Origin of the sequence: Stenotrophomonas sp. PvP093 (assembly GCF_017876915.1) — a bacterium.
GTDB classification, from domain to species: domain Bacteria; phylum Pseudomonadota; class Gammaproteobacteria; order Xanthomonadales; family Xanthomonadaceae; genus Stenotrophomonas; species Stenotrophomonas muris.
On sequence record NZ_JAGIOX010000004.1, the window covers coordinates 3918543 to 3941088 of the forward strand.

Genomic DNA, 22546 nt, shown 5'->3' on the forward strand with positions numbered 1-22546 from the left:
CCAGCGAATGGGTAACCTAGCTCCTGTCGATTCACCCACTCCCCTTCACCAAGAGGAAAAATGATGTCCCTCATCAACACCCAGATCCAGCCGTTCGAAGCCAACGCTTACCACAACGGCGAGTTCATCAAGGTTTCCGACGCCAGCCTGAAGGGCCAGTGGTCCGTCCTGATCTTCATGCCGGCCGCCTTCACCTTCAACTGCCCGACCGAGATCGAGGACGCAGCTGACCACTACGCCGAGTTCAAGAAGGCCGGCGCCGAGGTCTACATCGTCACCACCGATACCCACTTCTCGCACAAGGTGTGGCACGAGACCTCGCCGGCCGTCGGCAAGGCCCAGTTCCCGCTGGTCGGCGACCCGACCCACCAGCTGACCAACGCTTTCGGCGTGCACATTCCGGAAGAAGGCCTGGCCCTGCGCGGCACCTTCATCATCAACCCGGAAGGCGTGATCAAGACCCTGGAGATCCACTCCAACGAGATCGCCCGTGACGTGTCCGAGACCCTGCGCAAGCTGAAGGCTGCCCAGTTCACCGCCGCCAACCCGAACCAGGTGTGCCCGGCCAAGTGGAAGGAAGGCGAGAAGACCCTGACCCCGTCGCTGGACCTGGTCGGCAAGATCTAAGGCAGTACCGGCCTGCCGTGGCCCCACGCCGCGGCGCGCCCTTCATCCCCGTGCCGGTCCCCCCGCCGGCGTGGGGGTGAACCCAAGACAGCCAACGCTCGCCCGCCTTGGCCAGCCAGCCCCTTCCACGGTCGCTGTCTTGGGTTCACCCCTACCCCCAGCTGGTCCGCTACCTTGTACAGCGGTGCCACGCCCTCTGTTTGCCTGAAGCCAGGAGAAGACCGATGTTGGACGCCAACCTGCAGTCGCAGCTGAAGACCTATCTGGAGCGCGTGACCCGCCCGATCCAGATCACCGCGCACGCCGACGACGGCGCCAAGTCGCAGGAAATGCTGGAACTGCTGCAGACCCTGGACAGCCTGTCGGACAAGATCTCGCTGCAGGTGCTGCGCGATGGGCAGGGCCGTGTGCCGTCCTTCGACCTGGGCACCCCGGGCCAGGACATCCACCTGACCTTCGCCGGCCTGCCGATGGGCCACGAGTTCACCTCGCTGGTGCTGGCGCTGCTGCAGGTCGGCGGGCACCCGTCCAAGGCCACTGCCGAGCTGATCGAGCAGGTGCAGAACCTGGAAGGCGACTACCGGTTCGAGACCTACTTCTCGCTGTCCTGCCAGAACTGCCCGGACGTGGTGCAGGCGCTGAACCTGGCCGCGGTGCTCAACCCGCGCATCCAGCACGTGGCCATCGATGGCGCCCTGTTCCAGGACGAAGTCGAGAAGCGCGAGATCATGTCGGTGCCGACCGTGTACCTCAACGGTGAAATCTTCGACCAGGGCCGCATGACCCTCGAGCAGATCGTGGCCAAGCTGGACACCAACGCCGGCAAGCGCGATGCCGAGAAGATCGCCGCCAAGGACGCCTTCGACGTGCTGGTGGTGGGCGGTGGCCCGGCCGGCGCTGCAGCGGCGATCTACGCCGCACGCAAGGGCATCCGTACCGGCATCGCCGCCGAGCGTTTCGGTGGCCAGGTGCTGGACACCATGGCGATCGAGAATTTCATTTCGGTCAAGGAGACCGAGGGCCCCAAGCTGGCCACGGCGCTGGAGCAGCACGTGCGCGAGTACGAGGTGGACATCATGAACCTGCAGCGCGCCAGTGCGCTGGTGCCGGCCGGCGAAGACGGCCTGGTGCAGGTGCAGCTGGAAAACGGCGCGGTACTGAAGTCGCGTTCGGTGATCCTGTCCACCGGCGCGCGCTGGCGGCAGATGAACGTGCCGGGCGAAGACCAGTACCGCAACAAGGGCGTGGCGTACTGCCCGCACTGCGATGGCCCGCTGTTCAAGGGCAAGCGCGTGGCGGTGATCGGCGGCGGCAACTCCGGCGTGGAAGCGGCCATCGACCTGGCCGGCATCGTGTCGCATGTAACCCTGCTGGAGTTCGATTCCAGCCTGCGCGCCGATGAAGTGCTGCAGAAGAAGCTGCGCAGCCTGGGCAACGTGACCGTGCTGACCAGCGCGCAGACCACTGAAGTGCTGGGCGACGGCAGCCGCGTCACCGGCCTGGTCTACAAGGACCGCGTCGGCGGCGATGCCCACCGCGTCGAGCTGGAAGGCATCTTCGTGCAGATCGGCCTGCTGCCCAACACCGAGTGGCTGAAGGATGTGGTGGCGCTGTCGCCGCGCGGCGAGATCGTCATCGACGACCGCGGCCAGACCAACCTGCCGGGCGTGTTCGCCGCTGGCGATTGCACGACGGTGCCCTACAAGCAGATCATCATTGCCATGGGCGCCGGCTCGACCGCCGCACTGAGTGCGTTCGACCACCTGATCCGCTCGTCGGTGAGCAACAGCAGCGGTGCCGTTGCTGAAGCAGCCTGATCCACCGTTCCCAGATCACCGGGAACATTGTCTGCCTGTCGGGTAACCACGCCGTCAGCCGGTCCGTTACCCCTGGGGTGTAAGGATGAACCTACGTGATCTGAAGTACCTGGTAGCCCTGGCCGACCACAAGCATTTCGGCCGGGCTGCCGCCTCCTGCTTCGTCAGCCAGCCCACGCTGTCGACGCAGATCCGCAAGCTGGAAGAAGAGCTGGGCCTGCCGCTGGTGGAACGCGCACCGCGCAAGGTGATGCTGACCCCGGCCGGCCAGGAAGCGGCGGCACGGGCGCGGGTGATCGTGTCCGAAGTGGAACAGCTGAAGGAAGCGGCGCGACGCAGCCGCGATCCGGAAGCCGGCACGGTGCGCCTGGGCATCTTCCCGACCCTCGGCCCGTACCTGCTGCCGCATGTGATCCCGCGCATCCGCGAGCGCTTCCCGGAGCTGGAACTGCTGCTGGTCGAGGAAAAGAGCGACGTGCTGCTGGACCGCCTGCGCGAAGGCAAGCTCGACGCCGCACTGCTGGCCCTGCCGGTGATCGACGACCAGCTGCATGCCGAATTCCTGTTCGAGGAACCGTTCCTGCTGGCCGTGTCCGGGCGCCACCCGCTGGCCCGCCGCGAACACCTGGACGTGCAGGAACTGGCCACGCAGAAGCTGCTGCTGCTGGAAGACGGGCATTGCCTGCGCGACCAGGCGCTGGAAGTCTGCCGACTGTTCGGCGCCAACGAGAAGTCCGAATTCCGCGCCACCAGCCTGGAAACCCTGCGGCAGATGGTCGCCGCCGACGTCGGCATCACCCTGCTGCCGAGCCTGTCGGTGCAGCCGCCGGTGCCGCGCTCGAACAACATCCGGCTGCTCGATTTCACCGGCGAAGGCCGTCCCAGCCGCCGCATCGCCATGATCTGGCGCCGCAGCTCGGCCATGAACGACTTCCTGATGGAGCTGGCCGACCAGTTCAAGCGCCTGCCGCAGGCACTGTTCACGCTGGAGGCGCTCGATGCCGGCAGCGATGCACCGGCCCTGCCCGGCCCCGCGCTGAACGGCTGAGCCCCCGCAGCACCGGCCCGGAATCGGCAGGAGTCGATTCCGGCCGCATTTGTCCCCACAATACAGACAGGCGGCGCCAGCAGGTGCCGCCTTTTGCATGGCTTTCAACCAAGGAGCTTCACCATGAACACCGCCAGCGGCCTGCCGCCGTCGATCACCGTTTCTACCTTCGACATGGACCGCCTGGACGCCATGCTCGAATCCCCTGCGCTGAGCCAGACGCCTGCCGCGCTCGCGCTTGCTGAAGAACTCAACCGGGCCACCGTGCTGGCACCGGACCAGATTCCCGAAGGCATCGTCATGATGCATTCGCGCGTGGAGTGCGAAGATGAAGTGTCCGGCGAAAAGCACGTCCTGACCCTGGTCTTCCCCCGCGAAGCCAATGTCGATGAAGGCAAGGTCTCCGTGCTGGCCCCGGTCGGCAGTGCCCTGCTCGGCCTGGCCATCGGCCAGAGCATCGACTGGAACGCGCCCGGCGGCCGCAAGCTGCGCCTGCGCGTGACCGCGGTCCACAACGACCGCCCCTGATTACCGCTGCGCACCGCGCGCGATTCGATCCCCCTGCACCAGGAGCCGTAATGAGTACCCCGTCCAAACTGTCCCAGCTGCGCGAACTGTCCGTGGTTGTTGCCGATACCGGTGACTACGAGGCGATCAAGCGCCTGCAGCCGGTGGACTGCACCACCAACCCGACCCTGGTGAAGAAGGCGCTGGACCTGCCGGTCTACGCCGAACTGATCGAACGCGAACTGGCCTGGGGCCGCCAGCAGGCCGGCGACCGCGAAGCCGTGGTGCACGCCGTGGCCGACCGCCTGACCATCGGCGTCGGCGCGCTGCTGAGCACGCTGGTGCCGGGCCGCGTGTCCACCGAAGTGGACGCCGACCAGGCCCACGACACCGCCGCCACCGTGGCCAAGGCCCGCCAGTTCATCCAGATGTACGCCGATGCCGGCGTGCCGCGCGAGAAGATCCTGATCAAGATCGCCGCGACCTGGGAAGGCGTGGAAGCCGCGCGCATCCTGCAGGCCGAAGGCATCGACTGCAACCTGACCCTGATCTTCAACCCGACCCAGGCGCTGGCCTGCAGCGAGGCCGGCGCGTTCCTGATCTCCCCGTTCGTCGGCCGCATCCTGGACTGGTACGTGGCCAACGGCCAGACCCCGGCCAGCATCGACGAAGACCCGGGCGTGAAGTTCGTGCGCGGCGTCTATGCCGAATTCAAGCGCCGCGGTTCGAAGACGGTGGTGATGGGCGCCTCGTTCCGTTCGACCGCACAGATCGAAGCGCTGGCCGGCTGCGACCGCCTGACCATTTCGCCGGACCTGCTGGAGAAGCTGGACGCCGACCACGGCGCGCTGCCGCGCAAGCTGGTGGCCGGTGCCGCTGATGGCGCGGCGGTGCCCCCGATCGATGCGGCGAAGTTCGCGGCGGATCTGGCTGCTGATCCGATGGCGACCGAGAAGCTGGCGACCGGTATCGATGCGTTTGCCAAGGATCTGGAAGCACTGCGCGAGCGGATCCGCGCGGCACTGTGAGGATTCTGGCCAACGGCTGAGCCCCTCGTGGCGGGGGGCTCAGAGCAAAAGCCGTGCTGGGTCGGGCGGGTTGGGTTCGCGGGAGACGCCGTGAATCCATCCCTGGAGGCTTGGCCGCCGCATCCATGCGGCGGACACTCCCGCGAACCCAACCCGCCCGCCCTCTGACAGTTTCCGGTGGCCACCCGCCACGGAAGAAAGAAAGAAGAGCAACAGCGGGTCGCGCGCTTCGCTTGCTCGGAGCCGAGCATGGCTCGGCTCTACAAGGGCAATGCAGAACCAAATAAAAAGGACGCGGCGAACGCCGCGTCCTTTTTGTTTTCCATCAGTTCGTCAGTAACCCAATGCTCTTTCCCACCGTCACCGGGAAACTGTCGGGGGTGGGGCGGTGTGGGTTGGCAGGACCGTTGGCGCCATGGATGGCGCCATCGAGCCCCCAGGGACGGGTTCACGGCGTGTCCTGCCAACCCACACTGCCCCACCCAACAAGCAGCAACCCAGAGCCGCTTTGGCTTTGGCTTTGGCTTTGGCTTTGGCTTTGGCTTTGGCTTTCAGCCGTTGACGTTGCCCGCCGCAGGCGGACCACCGCGCGTCAGCGCGGCGCCTCCACATCCAACCCGATCGGGCAGCTCACGCCGGTGCCGCCGATGCCGCAGTAGCCGTTCGGATTCTTCGCCAGGTACTGCTGGTGATAGTCCTCGGCGTAGTAGTACGCCGGTGCCGGGTACACGATCTCGGTGGTGATCGGGCCGTAGCCGGCCGCATCCAGCTGGGCCTGGTAGGCCTCGCGGCTGGCCAGCGCGGCAGCGTACTGTGCCTCGTCGGTGGCGTGGATCGCCGAACGGTACTGGGTGCCGGTGTCGTTGCCCTGGCGCATGCCCTGGGTCGGGTCGTGGCTTTCCCAGAACAGCTGCAGCAGCCGTTCCAGGCTCACCACCGCCGGGTCGAACACCACCTGCACCACTTCGGTGTGCCCGGTCAGGCCCGAGCACACTTCTTCATAGGTCGGGTTCGGGGTGATGCCGCCGGCGTAGCCGACCGAGGTGCTGTACACGCCCGGCTCGGTCCAGAACTTGCGCTCGGCGCCCCAGAAACAGCCCAGCGCGAAGCGGATCTGCTGCAGGCCGGCGAAGCGGTCCTTCAGCGGATGGCTGTTCACGAAGTGCTGGTTGCTGTGCAGCGGCAATGGCTGCTCGCGCCCCGGCAGTGCCTCTTCCGGGCGCGGCAGGCGCTGCTTGAAGGCCCCGATGCCGAGGATGCCCTGGCCAATTCCCAACATGATGCGCTCCTACGCCGGCAGTCCGGCCATATCGTCTGCATCGGAAATGGGGTCGGCGGCGGCCTGGCCCAAGTCCAGCGCCGCGATGATGTCCTCCGCCTGCGGCCGCGCCGCGTCGGGGATGCCGACCCGCAACACACCGAACAACGGCAGCTCGCCCATGCCCCCCAGCAGCTGCTCGCCGAACACGAAGGCGGGGATGCCGGCGTTCTCCAGCGCGTGCTTGACCAGATGGGCGTCGAACAGGTTGTCGGCCTTGTACACGATGTGCATGCGGCGGCTCCTCGGGGCAGGGCTCCAGCATACGCCCGGGGGCTGAATGGTGCCGGGGGCGGGATCGGAGAGTTGCCGGCCAGCGGCCGGCACTACCAGAGGGCGGGGCCGGCATCCCCACACCCCACCGGGCAGCCCTGCCCCGTACGCGCTAGACTGTTGGTCTTTCTGCCTTTCTTTTCGCCGACTCATGTCCGAGCACACCCCCGCCAGCCCCGAGACCCCCGCCGACAGCCACGAGAAGCGCGATTTCATCCGCCAGATCGTGCGCGAGGACCTGGCCAGCGGAAAGCACCAGGCGATCAAGACCCGCTTCCCGCCGGAGCCGAACGGGTACCTGCACATCGGCCACGCCAAGTCGATCTGCCTGAACTTCGGCATCGCCGGCGAGTTCAGCGGCGTCTGCAACCTGCGCTTCGATGACACCAACCCGGCCAAGGAAGATCCGGAATACGTGGCCGCGATCCAGGACGACGTGCGCTGGCTGGGCTTCGAGTGGAACGAGCTGCGCCACGCCTCGGACTATTTCCAGGCCTATTACCTGGCCGCCGAGAAGCTGATCGAACAGGGCAAGGCCTACGTCTGCGACCTGTCGGCCGAGGAAGTGCGCGCCTACCGCGGCACCCTGACCGAGCCGGGCCGCCCGTCGCCATGGCGCGACCGCAGCGTCGAGGAAAACCTCGACCTGTTCCGCCGCATGCGCGCCGGTGAATTCCCGGATGGTGCGCGCACCCTGCGCGCCAGGATCGACATGGCCAGCGGCAACATCAACCTGCGCGATCCGGCGCTGTACCGCATCAAGCACGTCGAGCACCAGAACACCGGCAATGCGTGGCCGATCTACCCGATGTACGACTTCGCCCACGCGCTGGGTGATTCGATCGAAGGCATCACCCACTCGCTGTGCACGCTGGAATTCGAAGACCACCGCCCGCTGTACGACTGGTGCGTGGACAACGTCGACTTCGCCCATGACGACGCGCTGACCCAGCCGCTGGTCGATGCCGGCCTGCCGCGCGAAGCGGCCAAGCCGCGCCAGATCGAGTTCTCGCGCCTGAACATCAACTACACGGTGATGAGCAAGCGCAAGCTGATGGCGCTGGTCACCGAACAGCTGGTGGACGGCTGGGAAGACCCGCGCATGCCGACCCTGCAGGGCCTGCGTCGCCGTGGTTACACCCCGGCCGCGATGCGCCTGTTCGCCGAGCGCGTGGGCATCAGCAAGCAGAATTCGCTGATCGACTTCAGCGTGCTGGAAGGCGCGCTGCGCGAGGACCTGGACAGTGCCGCACCGCGCCGCATGGCAGTGGTCGATCCGGTCAAGCTGGTGCTGACCAACCTGCCGGAAGGCCACGAAGAGCAGCTGACCTTCAGCAACCACCCGAAGGACGAAAGCTTTGGCAGCCGCGAAGTACCGTTCGCACGCGAAGTGTGGATCGACCGCGAGGACTTCGCCGAAGTGCCGCCGAAGGGCTGGAAGCGCCTGGTCCCGGGGGGCGAAGTCCGCCTGCGCGGCGCCGGCATCATCCGCTGCGACGAAGTGATCAAGGATGCCGACGGCACCATCACCGAGCTGCGCGGCTGGCTGGATCCGGAATCGCGTCCGGGCATGGAAGGCGCCAACCGCAAGGTCAAGGGCACCATCCACTGGGTCAGCGCCGTGCACGGCGTACCGGCCGAGATCCGCCTGTACGACCGCCTGTTCTCGGTGCCGAACCCGGACGACGAATCGGAAGGCAAGACCTACCGCGATTACCTCAACCCGGAATCGCGCCGCACTGTCACCGGCTATGTCGAGCCGGCCGCGGCCAGCGCCGCGCCGGAGCAGTCGTTCCAGTTCGAGCGTACCGGCTACTTCGTGGCCGACCGCCGCGACCATACCGCAGCCACGCCGGTATTCAACCGCAGCGTGACCCTGCGCGATACCTGGTCGGCCTGAGGGCCTGCGCGGGCGCCTGGATGGCGCCCGCACGACCGCGACGATGATCACCGCCCTTTCCGTCCTGCTCTGGTTCATCTCGCAGCATCCGCTGCTGACGTTCTTTGCAGCAATGGTGCTGGCCGGGCTGGTCTCGTGGTGGCGGCGCTTTCCGGGCTACGCCATCGTGGTGTTCCCGCTGGCGATGCTCAACATGTTCCTCGGCCACTTCCTCAACGCCGCCTTCCTCAACGTGGTGGGCGAGCGTGGTGAAGCGGTGATCGTCAAGGCCGAGCGAACCAGCTCCACGCTCAACGAACAGTACATCTGGCGCTACGAAGCGGTGCTGCGTACCGCCGAGGGCCGCGACGTGGACGTGGTGTTCCACACCAACACCGCTTCGCTGTGGCCGCTGGAAAACGCCATCCGTATCCCGGCGCGCGACCAGCCGTTCGTGGTCAAGTACACGCCGGGCTTCCCACGCAACTTCGTCATCCTCACCAACGAGTCACCGCACGGCGTCGCCCAGGCCCGGGCCAGCGCGCGCGAGCGGGTGGAGGTGGCGGCACGCAAGCTGCATTTCAGCCCGGGTAATGCCGGTTTCCGCGCGGACTATCGCCGCGAGCTGGAAACCTGGCTGCGCGACCACGGCAACGATCCGCAGCAGCAATCCGACGCGCAGCGATATCGCGCCGAGCTCGACGCACTCGACCGCTAGCCCCAGGCCCTGCCTGGATGTTCCGCCCCATCCATCCACAGGCCTGACATGACCACGAGCGCCACCGCCCTCCTCCCGCTGCTGCAGCAGGCCCTGCAGGACACCGGCACCGCCAGCCGCATCGACGGCAACGCGCTGCTGCTCGACAGCGGCCTGCGCCTGACCCCGCATGCAATGGCCGCGCAAGCGCGCGACAAAGGCGGCTGGCAGACCTCCACCGTCATTGAAAGCCAGCATCCGCAGTTGTTCGCCGATGGCCTGTTCGAGTACCAGCACGCAAATGGTGCCGATGAGCAGGCATCGCTGTTGTCCGGCTTCCAGGCCTGGGCCCGGGTGGACCTGGTGACCCTGCAGACCGCGATCGGCGCCCAAGACGCACAGGGCCTGCCGATGATGGGCCTGACCTATCCGGTCGGCGACGAGGGTGAGGAACATCAGCGCACCGTGGTGCTGGGGCCGTTGGCGCACTACCGTGCACAGGACGTGGATGCCTCCACCTGCAGCGAAGACGATCATGGCTCCTGCCCCTGCTGCCTGTTCACCCGCAGCATGGAGGCCTTCGACGAGCTGCTGAAAGCCCGCCATTTCCTCGCCATCCGCCTGTTCGCCTCGCGCGATGCCGACGGCCTGTGCGAGGCCGATTGCCGGGTCAACGGGCACGACTTCGCCGCCGCCCTGCCCCTGCTGCGCGCCTATGCCGCCAGTTGGCCGCAGGCCGGGCTGGAATTCCGCAAGCAGTACGTGGTGATCCGCACCGGCTCGCCGGGCTGAGCCACGCCCACACCCGGTACAGGCCGGTGCGGCTACACTGCGCGCCGGTTTCCCAAGCAACCGCACTTTCTTCCATCCACTACGAGGCACCCCCGCGATGCTGTACGCGCAAGTCCACCTGACCCTTCCCGCCTGGATCCACGACCAGATCGACCTGGATCGTCGATATCCGGGCGATGAGGCCAAGGTCGCGCTGGCGATCGAGCTGTCGCGGCTGAACGTCGAGCACGCCAGTGGCGGCCCGTTCGGTGCGGTGGTGTTCGGCCCGGATGACAAGGTCATCGCCGCCGGCGTGAACCGGGTGATGCCGCACGCGACCTCGCTGGCGCACGCCGAGAACATGGCCTACATGCTGGCCCAGCAGCGCCTGCAGACCCCGCGCCTGAACGCGGTGCTGTCGCCGGTCACCCTGGCCACCAGCTCGCAGCCGTGCTGCCAGTGCTACGGCGCCACCGTGTGGGCCGGCATCGACCGCCTGCTGATCGGTGCCAACTCGGCCGACGTCGAGGAACTGACCCCGTTCGATGAAGGCCCGCTGCCGGCCGACTGGGTGGGCGAGCTCAACAAGCGCGGCATCGAAGTGGTGCAAGGCCTGAACCGCGACGCCGCGCGCAGCGTGCTGCGTGCCTATGGGGAAAGCGATGGCGCCCGTTACTGAAACCGGCATCGGCCTGCTGTGCCTGTGCCGGCAGGGCTTCGAGCCCGAGCTGGCCGGCGAGCTGCAGTTCCGCGCCGGTGAAGCCGGTTTCGCCGGCTATGCGCGCACCCAGCGCAATGACGGCTACGTGCTTTTCATGTGCGACGAAGCCGCCGCGCTGGCGCCGCGCCTGCGCTGGCGCGAGCTGATCTTCGCGCGGCAGAAGCTGGTGGTGCTGGCCGAACTGCCGCAGCTGGACCCGGCGGACCGGATCACCCCGATGCTGGAAGTGCTGGCCGATGCGCCGCGCTTCGGCGACCTGTGGGTGGAACACCCCGATTCGGACGCCGGCAAGCCACTGTCCGGTCTGGCCCGTGCCTTCGGCAATGCACTGCGCCCGGCGCTGCGCAAGGCCGGCAAGCTCACTGATAAGCCAAACAACCGCCTGCCGCGCCTGCACGTGGTGTTCGTCGACGGCACCCATGCCTTCGTCTGCGTGGCCGACCCGGCCGACAGCGCGCCGTGGGCACTGGGCATCCCGCGCCTGAAGCTGCTGCCCGAGGCGCCTTCGCGTTCGGCACTGAAGCTGGACGAGGCGCTGCTGACCCTGCTGACGCCGGAAGAACGCGAAGCATTGGCCAAGCCGGGCATGCGTGCGGCCGACCTGGGCGCCGCCCCCGGCGGCTGGACCTGGGTGCTGACGCGCCAGCACATGTACGTGCTGAGCATCGACAACGGCCCGTTGCGCCAGCATGTGCTGGATACCGGCCTGGTCGAGCACCTGCGCGCCGATGGCTTCCACTGGCACCCGGAACAGCCGCTGGACTGGATGGTCTGCGACATGGTCGAGCAGCCGCGCCGCGTGGCCGAACGCATGGCCACCTGGTTCCGCGAGGGCTGGTGCCGGCATGCGATCTTCAATCTGAAACTGCCGATGAAGAAGCGCTGGGACGAAACCCGGCTGTGCCTGGACCTGTTCCAGGACCAGGCCGGCAAGCCGCTGGTGGTCCGCGCCAAGCAGCTCTATCACGATCGTGAAGAGATCACCGTGCTGGCTTCGCCACTGCGCTGATCCGTCATCGGCGGCACAGGTTGCCGGGAGTACGCTCCCGGTACCCTCTGGCAAGGAGCCTGTCATGAACCTTCCACGTGCTGCCCTGCTGTTGACCATCCTGCTGGCCTCGGTACCGGCCATCGCCCAGCACGGCCCGTCCACGCCGGCGCAGAGCCAGCCGCTGGGCCCCACCGGCGGCGCGATCCGCCAGCAACCGCTGGATGCCGGCCGGGTCAGCGGCAGCGTCGAGATTCCGCAGCCGGCCGGCGAGGCGCAGGTGACCGTGCGTTCGCTGGAACCGAGCAGCGTGGTCGGCCAGTACCGCATCCGCTTCAGCGACCTCGACGTGAACGGCGATGGCTTCATCAGCCGCGAGGAAGCACAGGCCAATCCGGCGCTGGCCGACGAATTCAATTCGCTGGACCGCAGGCACCGCGGCAAGCTGGACCGCACCGACCTGGCCGGCTGGCTGGTGGATTGAAAAAGGGGACGGAGGGGATTAAGTCGTATGTGCACAAACGACTTAATCCCCTCCGTCCCCTTTTTGCTTCAGACGCCGGCGGCGCGCTTCCAGAACGCCTGTACCAGCGGCGGCCATTTGCCGACACAGCCCAGCGCGCGGCCACGGGCCAGGGTCAAGTGCATCTCGTCGTTGGAGAACAGGCGGTTGATCGCATCGAAGCTGTAGGCGGCGATCTGGTTGTCGCTGCGCCGTTCGCGTGCCCAGCGCTGCAGGCGCTGCGGCGACAGCCGCGGCTGGCCACGGCGCTCGGCCGACGGCGCCAGCCACTGCTGCAGGGCGGCGACATCGCGCAGGCCCAGGTTCACGCCCTGCCCGGCCAGCGGATGCACCACATGCGCGGCATCACCCAATGCCAGCACGCGGCCGGCCACGTAGTGACGGGCCAGTTGGCGACGCAGCGGGAAGGCCGCACGCGGTGACGCCAGTCGCAGCTCACCCAGCCGTGCCGCGAAGGCGCGGGTCAGTTCCCGGTTGAAGGCGTCCTCGTCCAAGGCCAGCACACGTGCCGCCTCGTCCTCGGGCAGGGTCCAGACGATCGAGCTGCGGCGCTCGGCCACCGGCAGCAACGCCAGCGGCCCGCCCGGCAGGAAACGCTGCCAGGCGGTGGCCTGGTTGGGAAGATCGCTGTCCACGTAGGCCACCACGCCACGCTGGTGGTAGTCATGCTTTTCAACCTCGATCCCGGCCAGTTGGCGCAGGGTCGATTCGGCGCCGTCGGCGGCCACCGCCAACGCCGCTTCCAGGCGACGCCCGTCATCCAGGCGCAGGCGCACGCCCTCCTCGTCCTGCTCCAGCGCGTCCACCCGTGCCGGGCAGTGCAGCTGCACACCCGCCGCCGGCAGTGCCGACCACAGGCGATCCTGCAGCAGGCCGTTCTCGACGATGTAGCCCAGCTCGCGCCGACCGAAGCGATCGGCGTCGAACAGCAGATCCCCGCCACCGGCCGCATCCCACACCTGCATGCGCCGGTAGGGCCAGGCACGGGCCTGCGCGATCGCCGGCCACACACCAAGGCGGTTCAGCAGCTGAACGTTGTCGGCAGCGAAGGCGAACACGCGGAGGTCCGGCTGTGCGGCCTGCCACGGCGCGGGCTCACGACCTTCCACCAGCGCAACCGACAGGCCGGCATCGGCCAGCGCGAGCGCGCATGCGGCACCGACCACGCCACCTCCGACGATGGCCACGTCCAGGCGCACACGCCGGCTCATGCCGCTTCTCCACGGCACAGCCGCGGCACTTCACCACGGAAGCCCATCGCACCACCGACCAGCATCGCCTGCAACGAGGCGCGCTGCGCGGCCACCAGGCCGAGGCTGCGCAGCGGCCGCATCAGCGGTGCCGGATTGCTGGTCAGCCGTGCCAGGCCACCCGAGAACGCCACCGTCTGCCGTCGGTCTTCCTGGCGGCGCGCAACATAGGCCTGCAGCAGCACATCGCTGCCGGCATCCTCGTGCGCATCCTCCAGCAGTTCGGCCAGGGTCAGCGCATCGCGCAGGCCCAGGTTGAAGCCCTGCGCCCCCAGCGGATGGATGGTCTGCGCGGCATTGCCCAGCAGCACCGCGCGTTCACCGGCCAATGCGCGCGCCAGCACCTGGATGAGCGGGTAAGCGCTGCGCGGGCCGGATTCGAGCAGCCGACCGGCACGCCAGCCGATCGCATCCTGCAGGCGCTGCAGCCAGGCCGCATCGTCCAGCGCCATCACCGCATCGGCCTGGTCCCGCGCCACGCCGTGCACGGTGCCGAAGTGGCGGTCGCCGCGCGGCAGCAGGGCGGTCGGGCCGGTATCGGTGAAGCGCTCCCAGGCCGTGCCATCCGGCGCGCGCTGGCTGCGCACGCGGGCCACGAACAGGGTCTGCTGGAAATCATGCCGGTCGACCTCGATGCCCAGCGCGCCACGCACACCGCTGGTCGTGCCATCGGCACCGACCACCAGCCGTGCCAGCAGTACGCGCTCGCCGGTCTCGTCGGCCACCCGCACCTGGCGGTAGCCGTCGACCACCTCGCCCAGACCCAGGAACCGCATCGGCCGGTAGCGCCGCAGCTGCGGCAGCTCCTGCAGGCGCGCTTCCAGCGCCTGGCCGAAGTCACGCGCGACAACCACCTGGCCGAACCACGGCCGGTCGTAGTCGGAAGCCTCCAGCTGCACGCGGCCGAAATCGCCGGCGCGGCTGACATGGATGCGGCGGATCGGGCCCGGCGCCATCGCCAGCTTCTGCATGACCCCCAACGCGGTCAGCGCGTTGACGGTCGCCGCGGCGAAACTGAGGTTGCGCTGGTCGAACACCGCCGGCAGCTCGCCGGCCGGGCTGGCTTCGAGCAGGCCCACGTCGCGGCCCAACCGGTCCAGGGCAATGGCCAGGCTGGCACCGACCAGGCCGCCACCGACGATCAGCACGTCATGTCGTTCACTCATGGTGTTCATGATACGCGCTCGCCCCGCCCGAACACCCAACAGCCCCCGACCTGCGCCAACCGGCGCGGCGGGCTAGAATGAAACCTGAATCCGCTCCGGGCCCGCTGCCATGTCCGCCACCGCCAACCGTGCCTTCGTCCTGTCCGTACTCGTGCTGTTGCTGGCGGCGACCCGGGTCAACCACTTCGCGGCGATCCCGGATGCCTCCTGGGCGGTGTTCTTCATCGGCGGCTTCTACCTGGCTGGCTGGACCCGCTGGGCATTCCCGCTGCTGATGGTGTTCGCGGTGCTGGTGGACTGGATCGTGATCCGCAGCAGCGGCCTGGATTTCTGGCAGCACTACTGCGTGTCGCCGGGTTACTGGCTGCTGCTGCCGGCGTATTTCTCGCTGTGGGCCGGCGGCATGCTGCTGGGCCGCAACTACCAGGGGGCACGCTGGCCGGTACTGGCCAAGGGCGCGCTGCTGCTGGTGGCCTCTGTGGCGGTCTGTCACCTGCTCGCGCAGGGCGGCTTCTACTGGACCAGCCGCAACGTGGCCGAACCGACGCTGGCCGGCTGGGCACAGAACTACGCACAGTGGTTCGGGCCGTACCTGCGCACCACCGCGATCTACGTGGCGCTGGCCGCCGCCCTGCAGCTGGCCGTGGAGCAGGTGCTGAAGCTCCAGCAGGCCCGCCGCGACATCCGGCACTGAGCCGCGCCATGGGTCATCGCCTCTCGCGCATCTATACCCGCACCGGCGACGACGGCAGTACCGGCCTTGGCGACGGCCAGCGCGTGGCCAAGGATGATGCCCGCGTGGCGTCCTACGGCACTGTCGACGAAGCCAATGCCGCACTCGGCCTGCTGCTGGCCACGGCGCTGCCCGACGACGTGCGCGCGCTGGTGGTGCATCTGCAACACCAGCTGTTCGACCTGGGCGCCGAACTGTGCATCCCCGGCCACGCCGCGATCCACGCCGCCGATGTGTCGGCACTGGAACAGCAGCTGGATCACTACAACGCCAGCCTGCCGATGTTGAAGGAATTCATCCTGCCAGCCGGTGGCGAGGCCGCCGCACGCTGCCACCTGGCGCGCACCATCGTCCGCCGGGCCGAGCGCGAGACGGTCACCCTGGCCCGCCACGACGCCGTGCGCAGCGAGGCGCTGCAGTACCTCAACCGGCTGTCGGACCTGTTGTTCGTGCTGGCCCGGGTGCTGGCCCGTGCCGATGGCCATGGCGAAGCGCTGTGGCAGCCACAGCAGCGCCAGCGCTGAGTCGGCACGATGCTGGTCTTCACCCATCCGTCCTGCCTGCTGCATGACCCCGGCCCTGGCCATCCGGAGTGCCCGCAACGCCTGCAGCATGTGCTCGATGCCCTGCACGCCGCCTTCCCCGGCCAGCTGGACTGGCGCGAGGCGCCGCCGGCCAAGTTCGGCGAACTGACCCGGGTCCACGACAGCGCCCTGCTCGACTTCGTGCTGCAGCCGCAGACCGCGCCGCTGCGACAGCTGGACATGGACACCTGGACCTCGCCCGGCTCGGCCAGTGCCGCCGTGCATGCCGCCGGCGCCGGCGTGGCGGCGGTAGATGCGGTGATGCTGGGCGAGGACCCGCTGGCGTTCTGCGCGGTGCGGCCACCGGGCCACCACGCCACCAGCAGCACTGCGATGGGCTTCTGCCTGCTCAACAACATCGCCATCGCCGCCGCCTACGCCCGTGACCGTCATGGCCTGGAGCGCATCGCGGTGGTCGATTTCGATGTCCACCATGGCAACGGCACCCAGGACATCTTCCAGCACGACGCCCGGGTCTCGTACTACAGCACCCACCAGGCCGGGCTGTTCCCTAACTCCGGCCTGCGCCGCGACCGCGGTGCCGGCAACCTGATGAACATCCTGCTGCCCCCCGGCAGCGGCGGTTTCCGCTTCCGCAATGTGTGGGCCGACGAGATGCTGCCGGCCATCGACGACTTCCGGCCGCAGCTGCTGCTGATTTCGGCCGGCTTCGATGCCCACCTGCGCGATCCGCAGGCCGACCTGATGCTGGAAACCGACGATTTCGCCTGGATCACCCGCGAACTGCATGCGCTGGCGCGCCGCCATGCGGCCGGCCGGGTGGTCTCGATGCTGGAAGGCGGCTATGACCTGCAGGCCCTTGCCGAGTGCAGCGTGGCCCATGTCCGGGCCCTGCTGCCCCCCCCACCGGGCAGCGTCTCCGGATGAACCCGAACCGGCAGGATCCGACGCCCTTCATTGCCCCTATGCAAGGGATGGGGCAAGCTACCGTCCGTTTTCGCCCGAATCCGAACCGCGTGCGCCGAGCCCTCCGCCTGCTTCCCCTGCCTCTGAGCATCGCCATCTGCCTGCCGGCAATGGCCGATGAAAAGCCGCTCAACTGGGGCCTGTGCCCGGCTACCGACGTGATTCCCGCGTTCACCGATGTCCCGGTCCCGGTCCCGGGGCAGGACAAGGCCGCCGCCAGCGCCGCGCGCGAGCAGCAGCCGACCGACATCGAGGGTGACCAGCTGCTGGGCACCACCACCGTGCCGCAGTACGAAGGCAACGTGGCCCTGCGCCGTGGCGACCAGTTCGTCGGCACCGACAAGCTCAGCTTCGATACCGAGACCGGCAACTACATCGCCGACGGCAATGTCCGCTACCAGGACTCCTCGATCCGCATGGTCGCCAAGCGCGCCGAGGGCAACCAGGAAAGCGACACCCACAAGATCACCGACATCAAGTACCAGCTGGTGTCGCGCCGCGGCAACGGCGATGCCGAATCGGTCGACCTGCAGGGCGCGGTCGGCCAGATGCACCGCTCCACCTACACCACCTGCGACCCGTCGCAGCCGGTGTGGAAGCTGTCGGCGCCGCAGATCGAAGTGGACAACGACGAAGGCTTCGGTACCGCCCGCAACGCCGTGCTTCGCATCGGCAAGGTGCCGGTGCTGTGGGCGCCGTACTTCAAGTTCCCGATCGACGACCGCCGCAAGACCGGCCTGCTGTTCCCGCAGCTGGGCATGTCCGGCCGCAACGGTTTCGATTACGCACAGCCGATCTACTTCAACCTGGCGCCGAACTACGACGACACGTTGACCCCGCGCTACATGAGCCGGCGCGGCCTGATGCTCGACAACGAATTCCGCTACCTCTACAACGGCGGCCGCGGCGAACTGCTGACCGCGTTCATGCCCAACGACAAACTGCGCGACCGCGACCGCGGCCGGGTGATGTTCGGCGGCTACCACAACCTCGACGACCACTGGCAGGCCCGCGCCAACCTGGCCTGGGTCAGCGACGAACGCTATGTGGAAGACTTCGCCAACCGCCTGGTGGGGGTCACCGCGTCGAACCTGCAGAGCACCATCGGCCTGTACGGCACTGGCAGGAACTGGACGGCCGGCATCATGGCCGACCGCTGGCAGCTGACCGACTACACCCTCAACGAGGGTGCGCTGGCCTACAACCGCCAGCCGCGCCTGTATTTCAACTGGGACAAGCCGGTCCTGCCGTGGCTGGAAACCGGCATCTACGCCGAAGCCGTGCGTTTCACCCACGACGACATCAACTTCAAGTACGGCGCTGATGCGGGACCGGACCTGCAGTACACCCGCAACGGCAGCCGTCAGACCGACGGCATCGGTGTCAGCGGCGGCTCGCGGCTGGATGTCAAACCCTACGTGTCGTTCCCGATCAGCGGCGCGGCCTGGTATGTCACGCCGACCCTGGCCTACCGCTATACCGGTTACCAGCTGGACCGTGGCCTGGTTGATGGCGTGAACGGCATCCGCGGCCAGATCCTGCGTTCGCAGGGCATCGACCCGAACACCGCCACACCGGAACAGCTGCGCGGCAACACCTCGCCCAGCCGCAGCCTGCCGATCGGCAGCATCGACGCCGGCCTGTTCTTCGATCGCGAGACCCGCATCGGTGGCAAGTCCTTCCTGCAGACCCTGGAACCGCGCCTGTTCTACCTGCGCACGCCCTACCGCGATCAGGACGAGCTGCCGATCTTCGACACCCGCGACTTCACCTTCAGCTGGGGCCAGCTGTTCCGCGATTCTCGCTATACCGGCGCCGATCGCCAGAACGACGCCAACCAGCTGACCATGGCGCTGAGCACCCGCTTCATCGACCAGACCACCGGCAAGGAACGCTTCTCGGCCTCCATCGGCCAGATCCAGTACTTCGACGAATCGCGGGTGACCGTCACCCCGGGTGGCGCGCCGGTGGAGAAGGGCAAGTCGGCGTGGATCGCTGACGGCAACTACATGATCAACGACCGCTGGACCCTGGGTGCCACCTACCAGTGGGACCCCAAGTACAAGCGCGAGGATCTGGCCAGCGTCCGCGCCCGCTACCTGATGCCCAACGATGGCGTGATCAACCTCAGCTACCGTTACCGCATCAACTCCGGCGCCCCGGCCACCGCCAACAAGCATGACCGCACGCTGCTGGAACAGGCCGACCTGTCGTTCCTGTACCCGCTGAATGCGCGCTGGAGCCTGGTCGGCCGCTACTACTACTCGCTGCAGGACAAGGAACCGCTGGAGATCATCGCCGGCGTCCAGTGGGACAGCTGCTGCCTGGCCGTGCGTGCGGTCGCCCGCCGCTACGTCCGCAACCGCGAAGGCGAGATGAACAACGCCATCCAGCTGGAGTTCGTGCTCAAGGGCCTGAGCTCCCTGGGCCAGGACACGGACCGTACCCTGCGCCGTGCTATCCTCGGCTACAACCGCGACGACCTCTATCTCGTGCCGCCGAGCAACACCGGGGCGACCCGGGATGACTACGATCCGAACCTGATCCCATGACCAAGCGCTTCCCCGTTCTTCTCGCCTCGCTGCTGGCGGTGTCCAGCGTGTCCGCCCCCCTGCAGGTGCTTGCCCAGGAGGCGCAGCCGCTTGACCGCATCGCCGCCGTCGTCGATGAGGACGTGATCCTGCAGAGCGAGCTCCAGCGTGCGATCGCCAACATCAAGGCGCAGTACGCCGGCCGTGAAAACCAGCTGCCGCCGGAAGACGTGCTCAGCCGCCAGGTGCTCGAGCGCCTGGTGCTTGTCAAGCTGCAGGTGGCCCGCGCCCAGGGCAGCGGCATCCGGGTCAGCGACCAGGAGCTGAACCAGGCGATGAACTCCATCGCCCAGCAGAATGGGTCCAACCTGGACGCCCTGCGCCAGCGCCTGGCCCATGACGGCATCGACTTCAACGATTTCCGCGCTTCGGTGCGTGATGAGATCACCGTGCAGCGCCTGCGCCAGAGCTTCGCGCAGAGCCGCATCAGCGTCAGCGAGGGTGAAGTCGACGCCGCGCTGAAGCAGCAGGCCACGGTGGGCAACCAGTACCACCTGGCGCACATCCTGATCGCCCTGCCCGACGGCGCCAACGCTGACCAGATCGCCACCGGCCAGAAGAAGGCCGATGGTGTGAAGACCCTGCTGGACAAGGGCGAGCTGGACTTCAACGCAGCGGCCGTGCGCTATTCGGACAGCCCGAATGCACTGGAAGGCGGCGACCTGGGCTGGCGCAGCCTGGATGAAATCCCGCAGGCCTTTGCCCAGATGATGGAAAAGATGAAGCCCGGCGAAGTGGTCGGCCCGATCCGTGGCCCGAGCGGCTTCCAGCTGCTGAAGCTGGTGGAAGTGCGTGACGCCAGCTCCGCCGCCGGTGAGCATACGGTCACCGAATTCCACGGCCGCCATATCCTGGTGCGCGTGGACGACCACCAGACCGACGCCGCCGCCAAGGCCAAGATCGACACCCTGCGTGCCCGCATCGCCGGTGGTGCCGAGTTCCAGACCGTTGCCAAGGAGTCCTCCGAGGACAACAACAGCAAGGGCCAGGGTGGTGACCTGGGCTGGTTCCCGGCCGACGCGTTCGGTCCGGCCTTCGGCCAGCAGGTGGAAGGTCTCCAGGACGGTGGCGTCAGCCAGCCGTTCCGTACCGATGCCGGTTGGCACATCGTGCAGCGCGTGGCGACCCGCCAGACCGACGTGACCACCGACAACCAGCGTGCCCAGGTCCGCGAGACCATCGGCCGCCGCAAGCTGGAAGACGAGTACAACCGCTTCCTGCAGGAACTGCGTGGCGAAGCCTACGTCAGCTTCCGCAGCGGCGACCGCGCGGAAAACACCGCCACCCCGCCGCAGTCCTGACCGATGCGCCCCGAGCTCGCTCTGGTACCGGGCGAGCCCGCCGGGATCGGCCCGGAGCTATGTGTCCGCCTCGTCCAGCAGCCGCGTGAAGATTGCCGGCTGCTGGCCTTCGCCGATCCGGACACCCTGCACGCGGCCGCGGCCGCGCTGAACCTGCCCCTGCAGCTGCTGCCCGAGGACGCCGAAGCACGCGCCCCCGGCGATCTGCGCCTGCGCGCTGTCCGCAACGCTGCGCCCAGCCGCTTCGGCCAGGCCGATCCGGCCAATGCCGGCGCGGTCATCGGCTCGCTGCTCGGCGCCGGCCAGGCCTGCCTGTCCGGCGAACTGCACGGTGTTGTGACCGGCCCGGTGCACAAGGCGGTCATCAATGAAGGCGGCATCGCCTACAGCGGCACCACTGAACTGCTGGCCGACCAGGCCGGGGTAAAGGTGGTGATGATGCTGGCCAACCACATCGTGCGCGTGGCCCTGGCCACCACCCACCTGCCGCTGCGCGAGGTGGCCGATGCGATCACCGCGCCCGGCCTGGGGCACACGCTGCGCACGGTGCACGCCGCACTGCGCCGTGAGTTCGGCCTGCCTGCGCCGCGCATCGCCGTGCTCGGCCTGAACCCGCACGCCGGCGAAGATGGCCACCTGGGCCGCGAAGAACTGGATCTGGTCATCCCGCTGCTGCAGCGCCTGCGCGCGGAGGGCATGGACCTGGTCGGGCCGCTGCCGGCCGATACCGCCTTCCTGCCCGCCAAGCTGGCCGGCTTCGACACCGTGCTGGCGATGTACCACGACCAGGGCCTGCCGGTACTGAAATATTCCGGCTTCGAACAGGCGGTGAACCTGACCCTGGGCCTGCCCTATCCGCGCGTGGCGGTGGACCATGGCACCGCGCTGGAGTTGGCCGGCCGCGGCATCGCCGATCCCTCCAGCCTGCAGGCGGCAACGACGCTGTGTGCGCAGCTTGCGCGGCAACGTACACTGGGCGCATGAATTCCCCGCATTTCCCCTCCGGCCCGGTGTTCACCGCACCGGCCAAGAAGCAGCTTGGCCAGCATTTCCTGGCCGACCGCCACTACATCGACAAGATCGTGATGGCGGTCAACCCGAAAGACGGCGACCGCCTGGTCGAGATCGGCCCTGGCCAGGGCGCGATCACCCTGCCGCTGCTGCGCGTGCACCCCACGCTGACGGTGATCGAGTTCGACCGCGATCTGATCGCGCCGCTGACCGCCGCCGCCGAGCCGCTGGGCGAGCTGACCATCGTTCATCGCGACGTGCTGCGCGTGGACTTCACCGAACTGGCCGCCGGCCAGCCGATCCGCCTGGTCGGCAACCTGCCCTACAACATCTCCTCGCCGATCCTGTTCCATGCGCTGGAGCATGCCGCGGTCATCCGCGACATGCACTTCATGCTGCAGAAGGAAGTGGTCGACCGCATGGCGGCCGGCCCCGGCAGCAAGGTGTATGGCCGCCTCAGCGTGATGCTGCAGGCCTACTGCCAGGTGACCTCGCTGTTCGTGGTGCCGCCGGGCGCGTTCCGGCCGCCGCCGAAGGTCGATTCGGCCGTGGTGCGTCTGGTGCCGCGTGACCCGGCCGCGATCAACATCAACGACCACAAGCGCTTCGCCGAGGTGGTCAAGGCCGCCTTCGGGCAGCGCCGCAAGACCCTGCGCAATGCCCTGAACAACGTGGTGTCCGCCGAGCAGTTCATCGCCGCCGGCGTGCGTCCCGATGCCCGCGCCGAACAGCTGGACGTGGCCGAATTCATCGCTTTGGCCAATGCCTCCTGATTACACTGCCGGT

Annotated in this window: 21 protein-coding genes and 1 pseudogene; 18 read left to right on the forward strand and 4 right to left on the reverse strand. The window is 67.9% G+C overall.

Annotation, left to right across the window (positions count from 1 at the left end; translation table 11 throughout):
- Positions 1–63 precede the first annotated feature (63 nt).
- The 5 genes from ahpC (at position 64) to J3A72_RS21040 (ending at position 5027) form a co-directional block, all read left to right on the forward strand.
- On the forward strand, positions 64–627 hold the full coding sequence (gene ahpC / locus J3A72_RS21020; protein ID WP_005408159.1) for an alkyl hydroperoxide reductase subunit C: 564 nt from the start codon (positions 64–66) through the stop codon (positions 625–627).
- Between the two features lie 224 nt (positions 628–851).
- Positions 852–2444: an alkyl hydroperoxide reductase subunit F gene (gene ahpF / locus J3A72_RS21025; protein ID WP_014646004.1), complete on the forward strand. Its 1593-nt coding sequence runs from the start codon at positions 852–854 to the stop codon at positions 2442–2444.
- Positions 2445–2529: 85 nt separating this feature from the next.
- Entirely contained in the window at positions 2530–3492 is a 963-nt protein-coding gene (locus tag J3A72_RS21030) for a LysR substrate-binding domain-containing protein (RefSeq protein ID WP_014646003.1), read from the forward strand.
- A 123-nt stretch (positions 3493–3615) separates the two neighbouring features.
- On the forward strand, positions 3616–4020 hold the full coding sequence (gene rnk / locus J3A72_RS21035) for a nucleoside diphosphate kinase regulator (protein ID WP_014036052.1): 405 nt from the start codon (positions 3616–3618) through the stop codon (positions 4018–4020).
- Between the two features lie 50 nt (positions 4021–4070).
- A complete protein-coding gene (locus tag J3A72_RS21040; protein ID WP_032956985.1) occupies positions 4071–5027 on the forward strand; it encodes a transaldolase in 957 nt (318 codons plus the stop codon).
- Between the two features lie 592 nt (positions 5028–5619).
- Here J3A72_RS21040 and msrA read toward each other — a convergent pair.
- Together msrA and J3A72_RS21050 are read right to left on the reverse strand one after the other, a co-directional pair.
- Positions 5620–6285: a peptide-methionine (S)-S-oxide reductase MsrA gene (gene msrA, locus J3A72_RS21045; protein ID WP_032956996.1), complete on the reverse strand. Its 666-nt coding sequence runs from the start codon at positions 6283–6285 to the stop codon at positions 5620–5622.
- A 30-nt stretch (positions 6286–6315) separates the two neighbouring features.
- The gene (locus J3A72_RS21050) at positions 6316–6579 is read right to left on the reverse strand and encodes a DUF2007 domain-containing protein (protein WP_032956987.1); all 264 of its coding nucleotides are present in this window, start codon (positions 6577–6579) and stop codon (positions 6316–6318) included.
- A gap of 190 nt (positions 6580–6769) precedes the next feature.
- Here J3A72_RS21050 and J3A72_RS21055 point away from each other — a divergent pair, with 190 nt between their 5' ends.
- The 6 genes from J3A72_RS21055 to J3A72_RS21080 all read left to right on the forward strand — a co-directional run bounded on the left by J3A72_RS21055 (position 6770) and on the right by J3A72_RS21080 (position 12158).
- On the forward strand, positions 6770–8518 hold the full coding sequence (locus tag J3A72_RS21055) for a glutamine--tRNA ligase/YqeY domain fusion protein (protein WP_049440148.1): 1749 nt from the start codon (positions 6770–6772) through the stop codon (positions 8516–8518).
- A 43-nt stretch (positions 8519–8561) separates the two neighbouring features.
- Positions 8562–9215, forward strand: coding sequence for a hypothetical protein (locus J3A72_RS21060; RefSeq protein WP_075077071.1), 654 nt, complete (start codon positions 8562–8564; stop codon positions 9213–9215).
- A gap of 48 nt (positions 9216–9263) precedes the next feature.
- A complete protein-coding gene (locus J3A72_RS21065) occupies positions 9264–9986 on the forward strand; it encodes a DUF6348 family protein (RefSeq protein WP_075077070.1) in 723 nt (240 codons plus the stop codon).
- 97 nt (positions 9987–10083) lie between these two features.
- Positions 10084–10644, forward strand: a complete 561-nt coding sequence (locus J3A72_RS21070; protein WP_004154307.1) for a nucleoside deaminase — start codon at positions 10084–10086, stop codon at positions 10642–10644.
- Positions 10628–11695: a 23S rRNA (cytidine(2498)-2'-O)-methyltransferase RlmM gene (gene rlmM / locus J3A72_RS21075; protein ID WP_075077069.1), complete on the forward strand. Its 1068-nt coding sequence runs from the start codon at positions 10628–10630 to the stop codon at positions 11693–11695. The genes J3A72_RS21070 and rlmM overlap by 17 nt, the downstream gene beginning before the upstream one ends.
- 64 nt (positions 11696–11759) lie before the next feature.
- A complete protein-coding gene (locus J3A72_RS21080; protein ID WP_032959022.1) occupies positions 11760–12158 on the forward strand; it encodes a hypothetical protein in 399 nt (132 codons plus the stop codon).
- 68 nt (positions 12159–12226) lie between these two features.
- Here the strand turns inward: J3A72_RS21080 and J3A72_RS21085 are convergent, their stop codons facing one another.
- The gene (locus J3A72_RS21085; protein ID WP_075077068.1) at positions 12227–13408 is read right to left on the reverse strand and encodes a UbiH/UbiF family hydroxylase; all 1182 of its coding nucleotides are present in this window, start codon (positions 13406–13408) and stop codon (positions 12227–12229) included.
- Positions 13405–14613 (reverse strand): 2-octaprenyl-6-methoxyphenyl hydroxylase, encoded by a 1209-nt coding sequence (ubiH, locus tag J3A72_RS21090; RefSeq protein WP_075077067.1) that lies wholly within the window; start codon positions 14611–14613, stop codon positions 13405–13407. Before ubiH ends, J3A72_RS21085 begins: the two co-directional genes overlap by 4 nt.
- Before the next feature lie 109 nt (positions 14614–14722).
- Between ubiH and J3A72_RS21095 the strand changes: the two genes are divergently transcribed.
- The 7 genes and pseudogenes from J3A72_RS21095 to rsmA all read left to right on the forward strand — a co-directional run bounded on the left by J3A72_RS21095 (position 14723) and on the right by rsmA (position 22533).
- Positions 14723–15307: a hypothetical protein gene (locus J3A72_RS21095; protein ID WP_014645992.1), complete on the forward strand. Its 585-nt coding sequence runs from the start codon at positions 14723–14725 to the stop codon at positions 15305–15307.
- 8 nt (positions 15308–15315) lie between these two features.
- Positions 15316–15870, forward strand: coding sequence for a cob(I)yrinic acid a,c-diamide adenosyltransferase (locus J3A72_RS21100; protein ID WP_014645991.1), 555 nt, complete (start codon positions 15316–15318; stop codon positions 15868–15870).
- 9 nt (positions 15871–15879) lie between these two features.
- Positions 15880–16818, forward strand: coding sequence for a histone deacetylase family protein (locus tag J3A72_RS21105; protein WP_014645990.1), 939 nt, complete (start codon positions 15880–15882; stop codon positions 16816–16818).
- 89 nt (positions 16819–16907) lie between these two features.
- Entirely contained in the window at positions 16908–19409 is a 2502-nt protein-coding gene (gene lptD, locus J3A72_RS21110; protein WP_209572143.1) for an LPS-assembly protein LptD, read from the forward strand.
- Positions 19406–20734, forward strand: a pseudogene (locus J3A72_RS21115) (peptidylprolyl isomerase); the annotation flags it as partial. The gene lptD and the pseudogene J3A72_RS21115, both read left to right, overlap by 4 nt.
- Before the next feature lie 18 nt (positions 20735–20752).
- Positions 20753–21733 carry a 4-hydroxythreonine-4-phosphate dehydrogenase PdxA gene (gene pdxA, locus J3A72_RS21120; RefSeq protein ID WP_075077065.1) on the forward strand — a complete coding sequence of 327 codons (981 nt, stop codon included), beginning with the start codon at positions 20753–20755 and terminating at the stop codon, positions 21731–21733.
- On the forward strand, positions 21730–22533 hold the full coding sequence (rsmA, locus tag J3A72_RS21125; protein WP_075077064.1) for a 16S rRNA (adenine(1518)-N(6)/adenine(1519)-N(6))-dimethyltransferase RsmA: 804 nt from the start codon (positions 21730–21732) through the stop codon (positions 22531–22533). Before pdxA ends, rsmA begins: the two co-directional genes overlap by 4 nt.
- Positions 22534–22546: the final 13 nt, after the last annotated feature.

Coding starts and splice junctions, on each gene's coding strand:
- J3A72_RS21050 (WP_032956987.1), bottom strand. CDS start 6,579: ATGCACATCGTGTACAAGGCCGACAACCTGTTCGACGCCCATCTGGTC.
- J3A72_RS21055 (WP_049440148.1), top strand. CDS start 6,770: ATGTCCGAGCACACCCCCGCCAGCCCCGAGACCCCCGCCGACAGCCAC.
- J3A72_RS21060 (WP_075077071.1), top strand. CDS start 8,562: ATGATCACCGCCCTTTCCGTCCTGCTCTGGTTCATCTCGCAGCATCCG.
- rsmA (WP_075077064.1), top strand. CDS start 21,730: ATGAATTCCCCGCATTTCCCCTCCGGCCCGGTGTTCACCGCACCGGCC.
- J3A72_RS21040 (WP_032956985.1), top strand. CDS start 4,071: ATGAGTACCCCGTCCAAACTGTCCCAGCTGCGCGAACTGTCCGTGGTT.
- J3A72_RS21095 (WP_014645992.1), top strand. CDS start 14,723: ATGTCCGCCACCGCCAACCGTGCCTTCGTCCTGTCCGTACTCGTGCTG.
- pdxA (WP_075077065.1), top strand. CDS start 20,753: ATGCGCCCCGAGCTCGCTCTGGTACCGGGCGAGCCCGCCGGGATCGGC.
- J3A72_RS21085 (WP_075077068.1), bottom strand. CDS start 13,408: ATGAGCCGGCGTGTGCGCCTGGACGTGGCCATCGTCGGAGGTGGCGTG.
- J3A72_RS21100 (WP_014645991.1), top strand. CDS start 15,316: ATGGGTCATCGCCTCTCGCGCATCTATACCCGCACCGGCGACGACGGC.
- ahpF (WP_014646004.1), top strand. CDS start 852: ATGTTGGACGCCAACCTGCAGTCGCAGCTGAAGACCTATCTGGAGCGC.
- ubiH (WP_075077067.1), bottom strand. CDS start 14,613: ATGAGTGAACGACATGACGTGCTGATCGTCGGTGGCGGCCTGGTCGGT.
- J3A72_RS21065 (WP_075077070.1), top strand. CDS start 9,264: ATGACCACGAGCGCCACCGCCCTCCTCCCGCTGCTGCAGCAGGCCCTG.
- J3A72_RS21030 (WP_014646003.1), top strand. CDS start 2,530: ATGAACCTACGTGATCTGAAGTACCTGGTAGCCCTGGCCGACCACAAG.
- J3A72_RS21080 (WP_032959022.1), top strand. CDS start 11,760: ATGAACCTTCCACGTGCTGCCCTGCTGTTGACCATCCTGCTGGCCTCG.
- J3A72_RS21070 (WP_004154307.1), top strand. CDS start 10,084: ATGCTGTACGCGCAAGTCCACCTGACCCTTCCCGCCTGGATCCACGAC.
- J3A72_RS21105 (WP_014645990.1), top strand. CDS start 15,880: ATGCTGGTCTTCACCCATCCGTCCTGCCTGCTGCATGACCCCGGCCCT.
- ahpC (WP_005408159.1), top strand. CDS start 64: ATGTCCCTCATCAACACCCAGATCCAGCCGTTCGAAGCCAACGCTTAC.
- rlmM (WP_075077069.1), top strand. CDS start 10,628: ATGGCGCCCGTTACTGAAACCGGCATCGGCCTGCTGTGCCTGTGCCGG.
- rnk (WP_014036052.1), top strand. CDS start 3,616: ATGAACACCGCCAGCGGCCTGCCGCCGTCGATCACCGTTTCTACCTTC.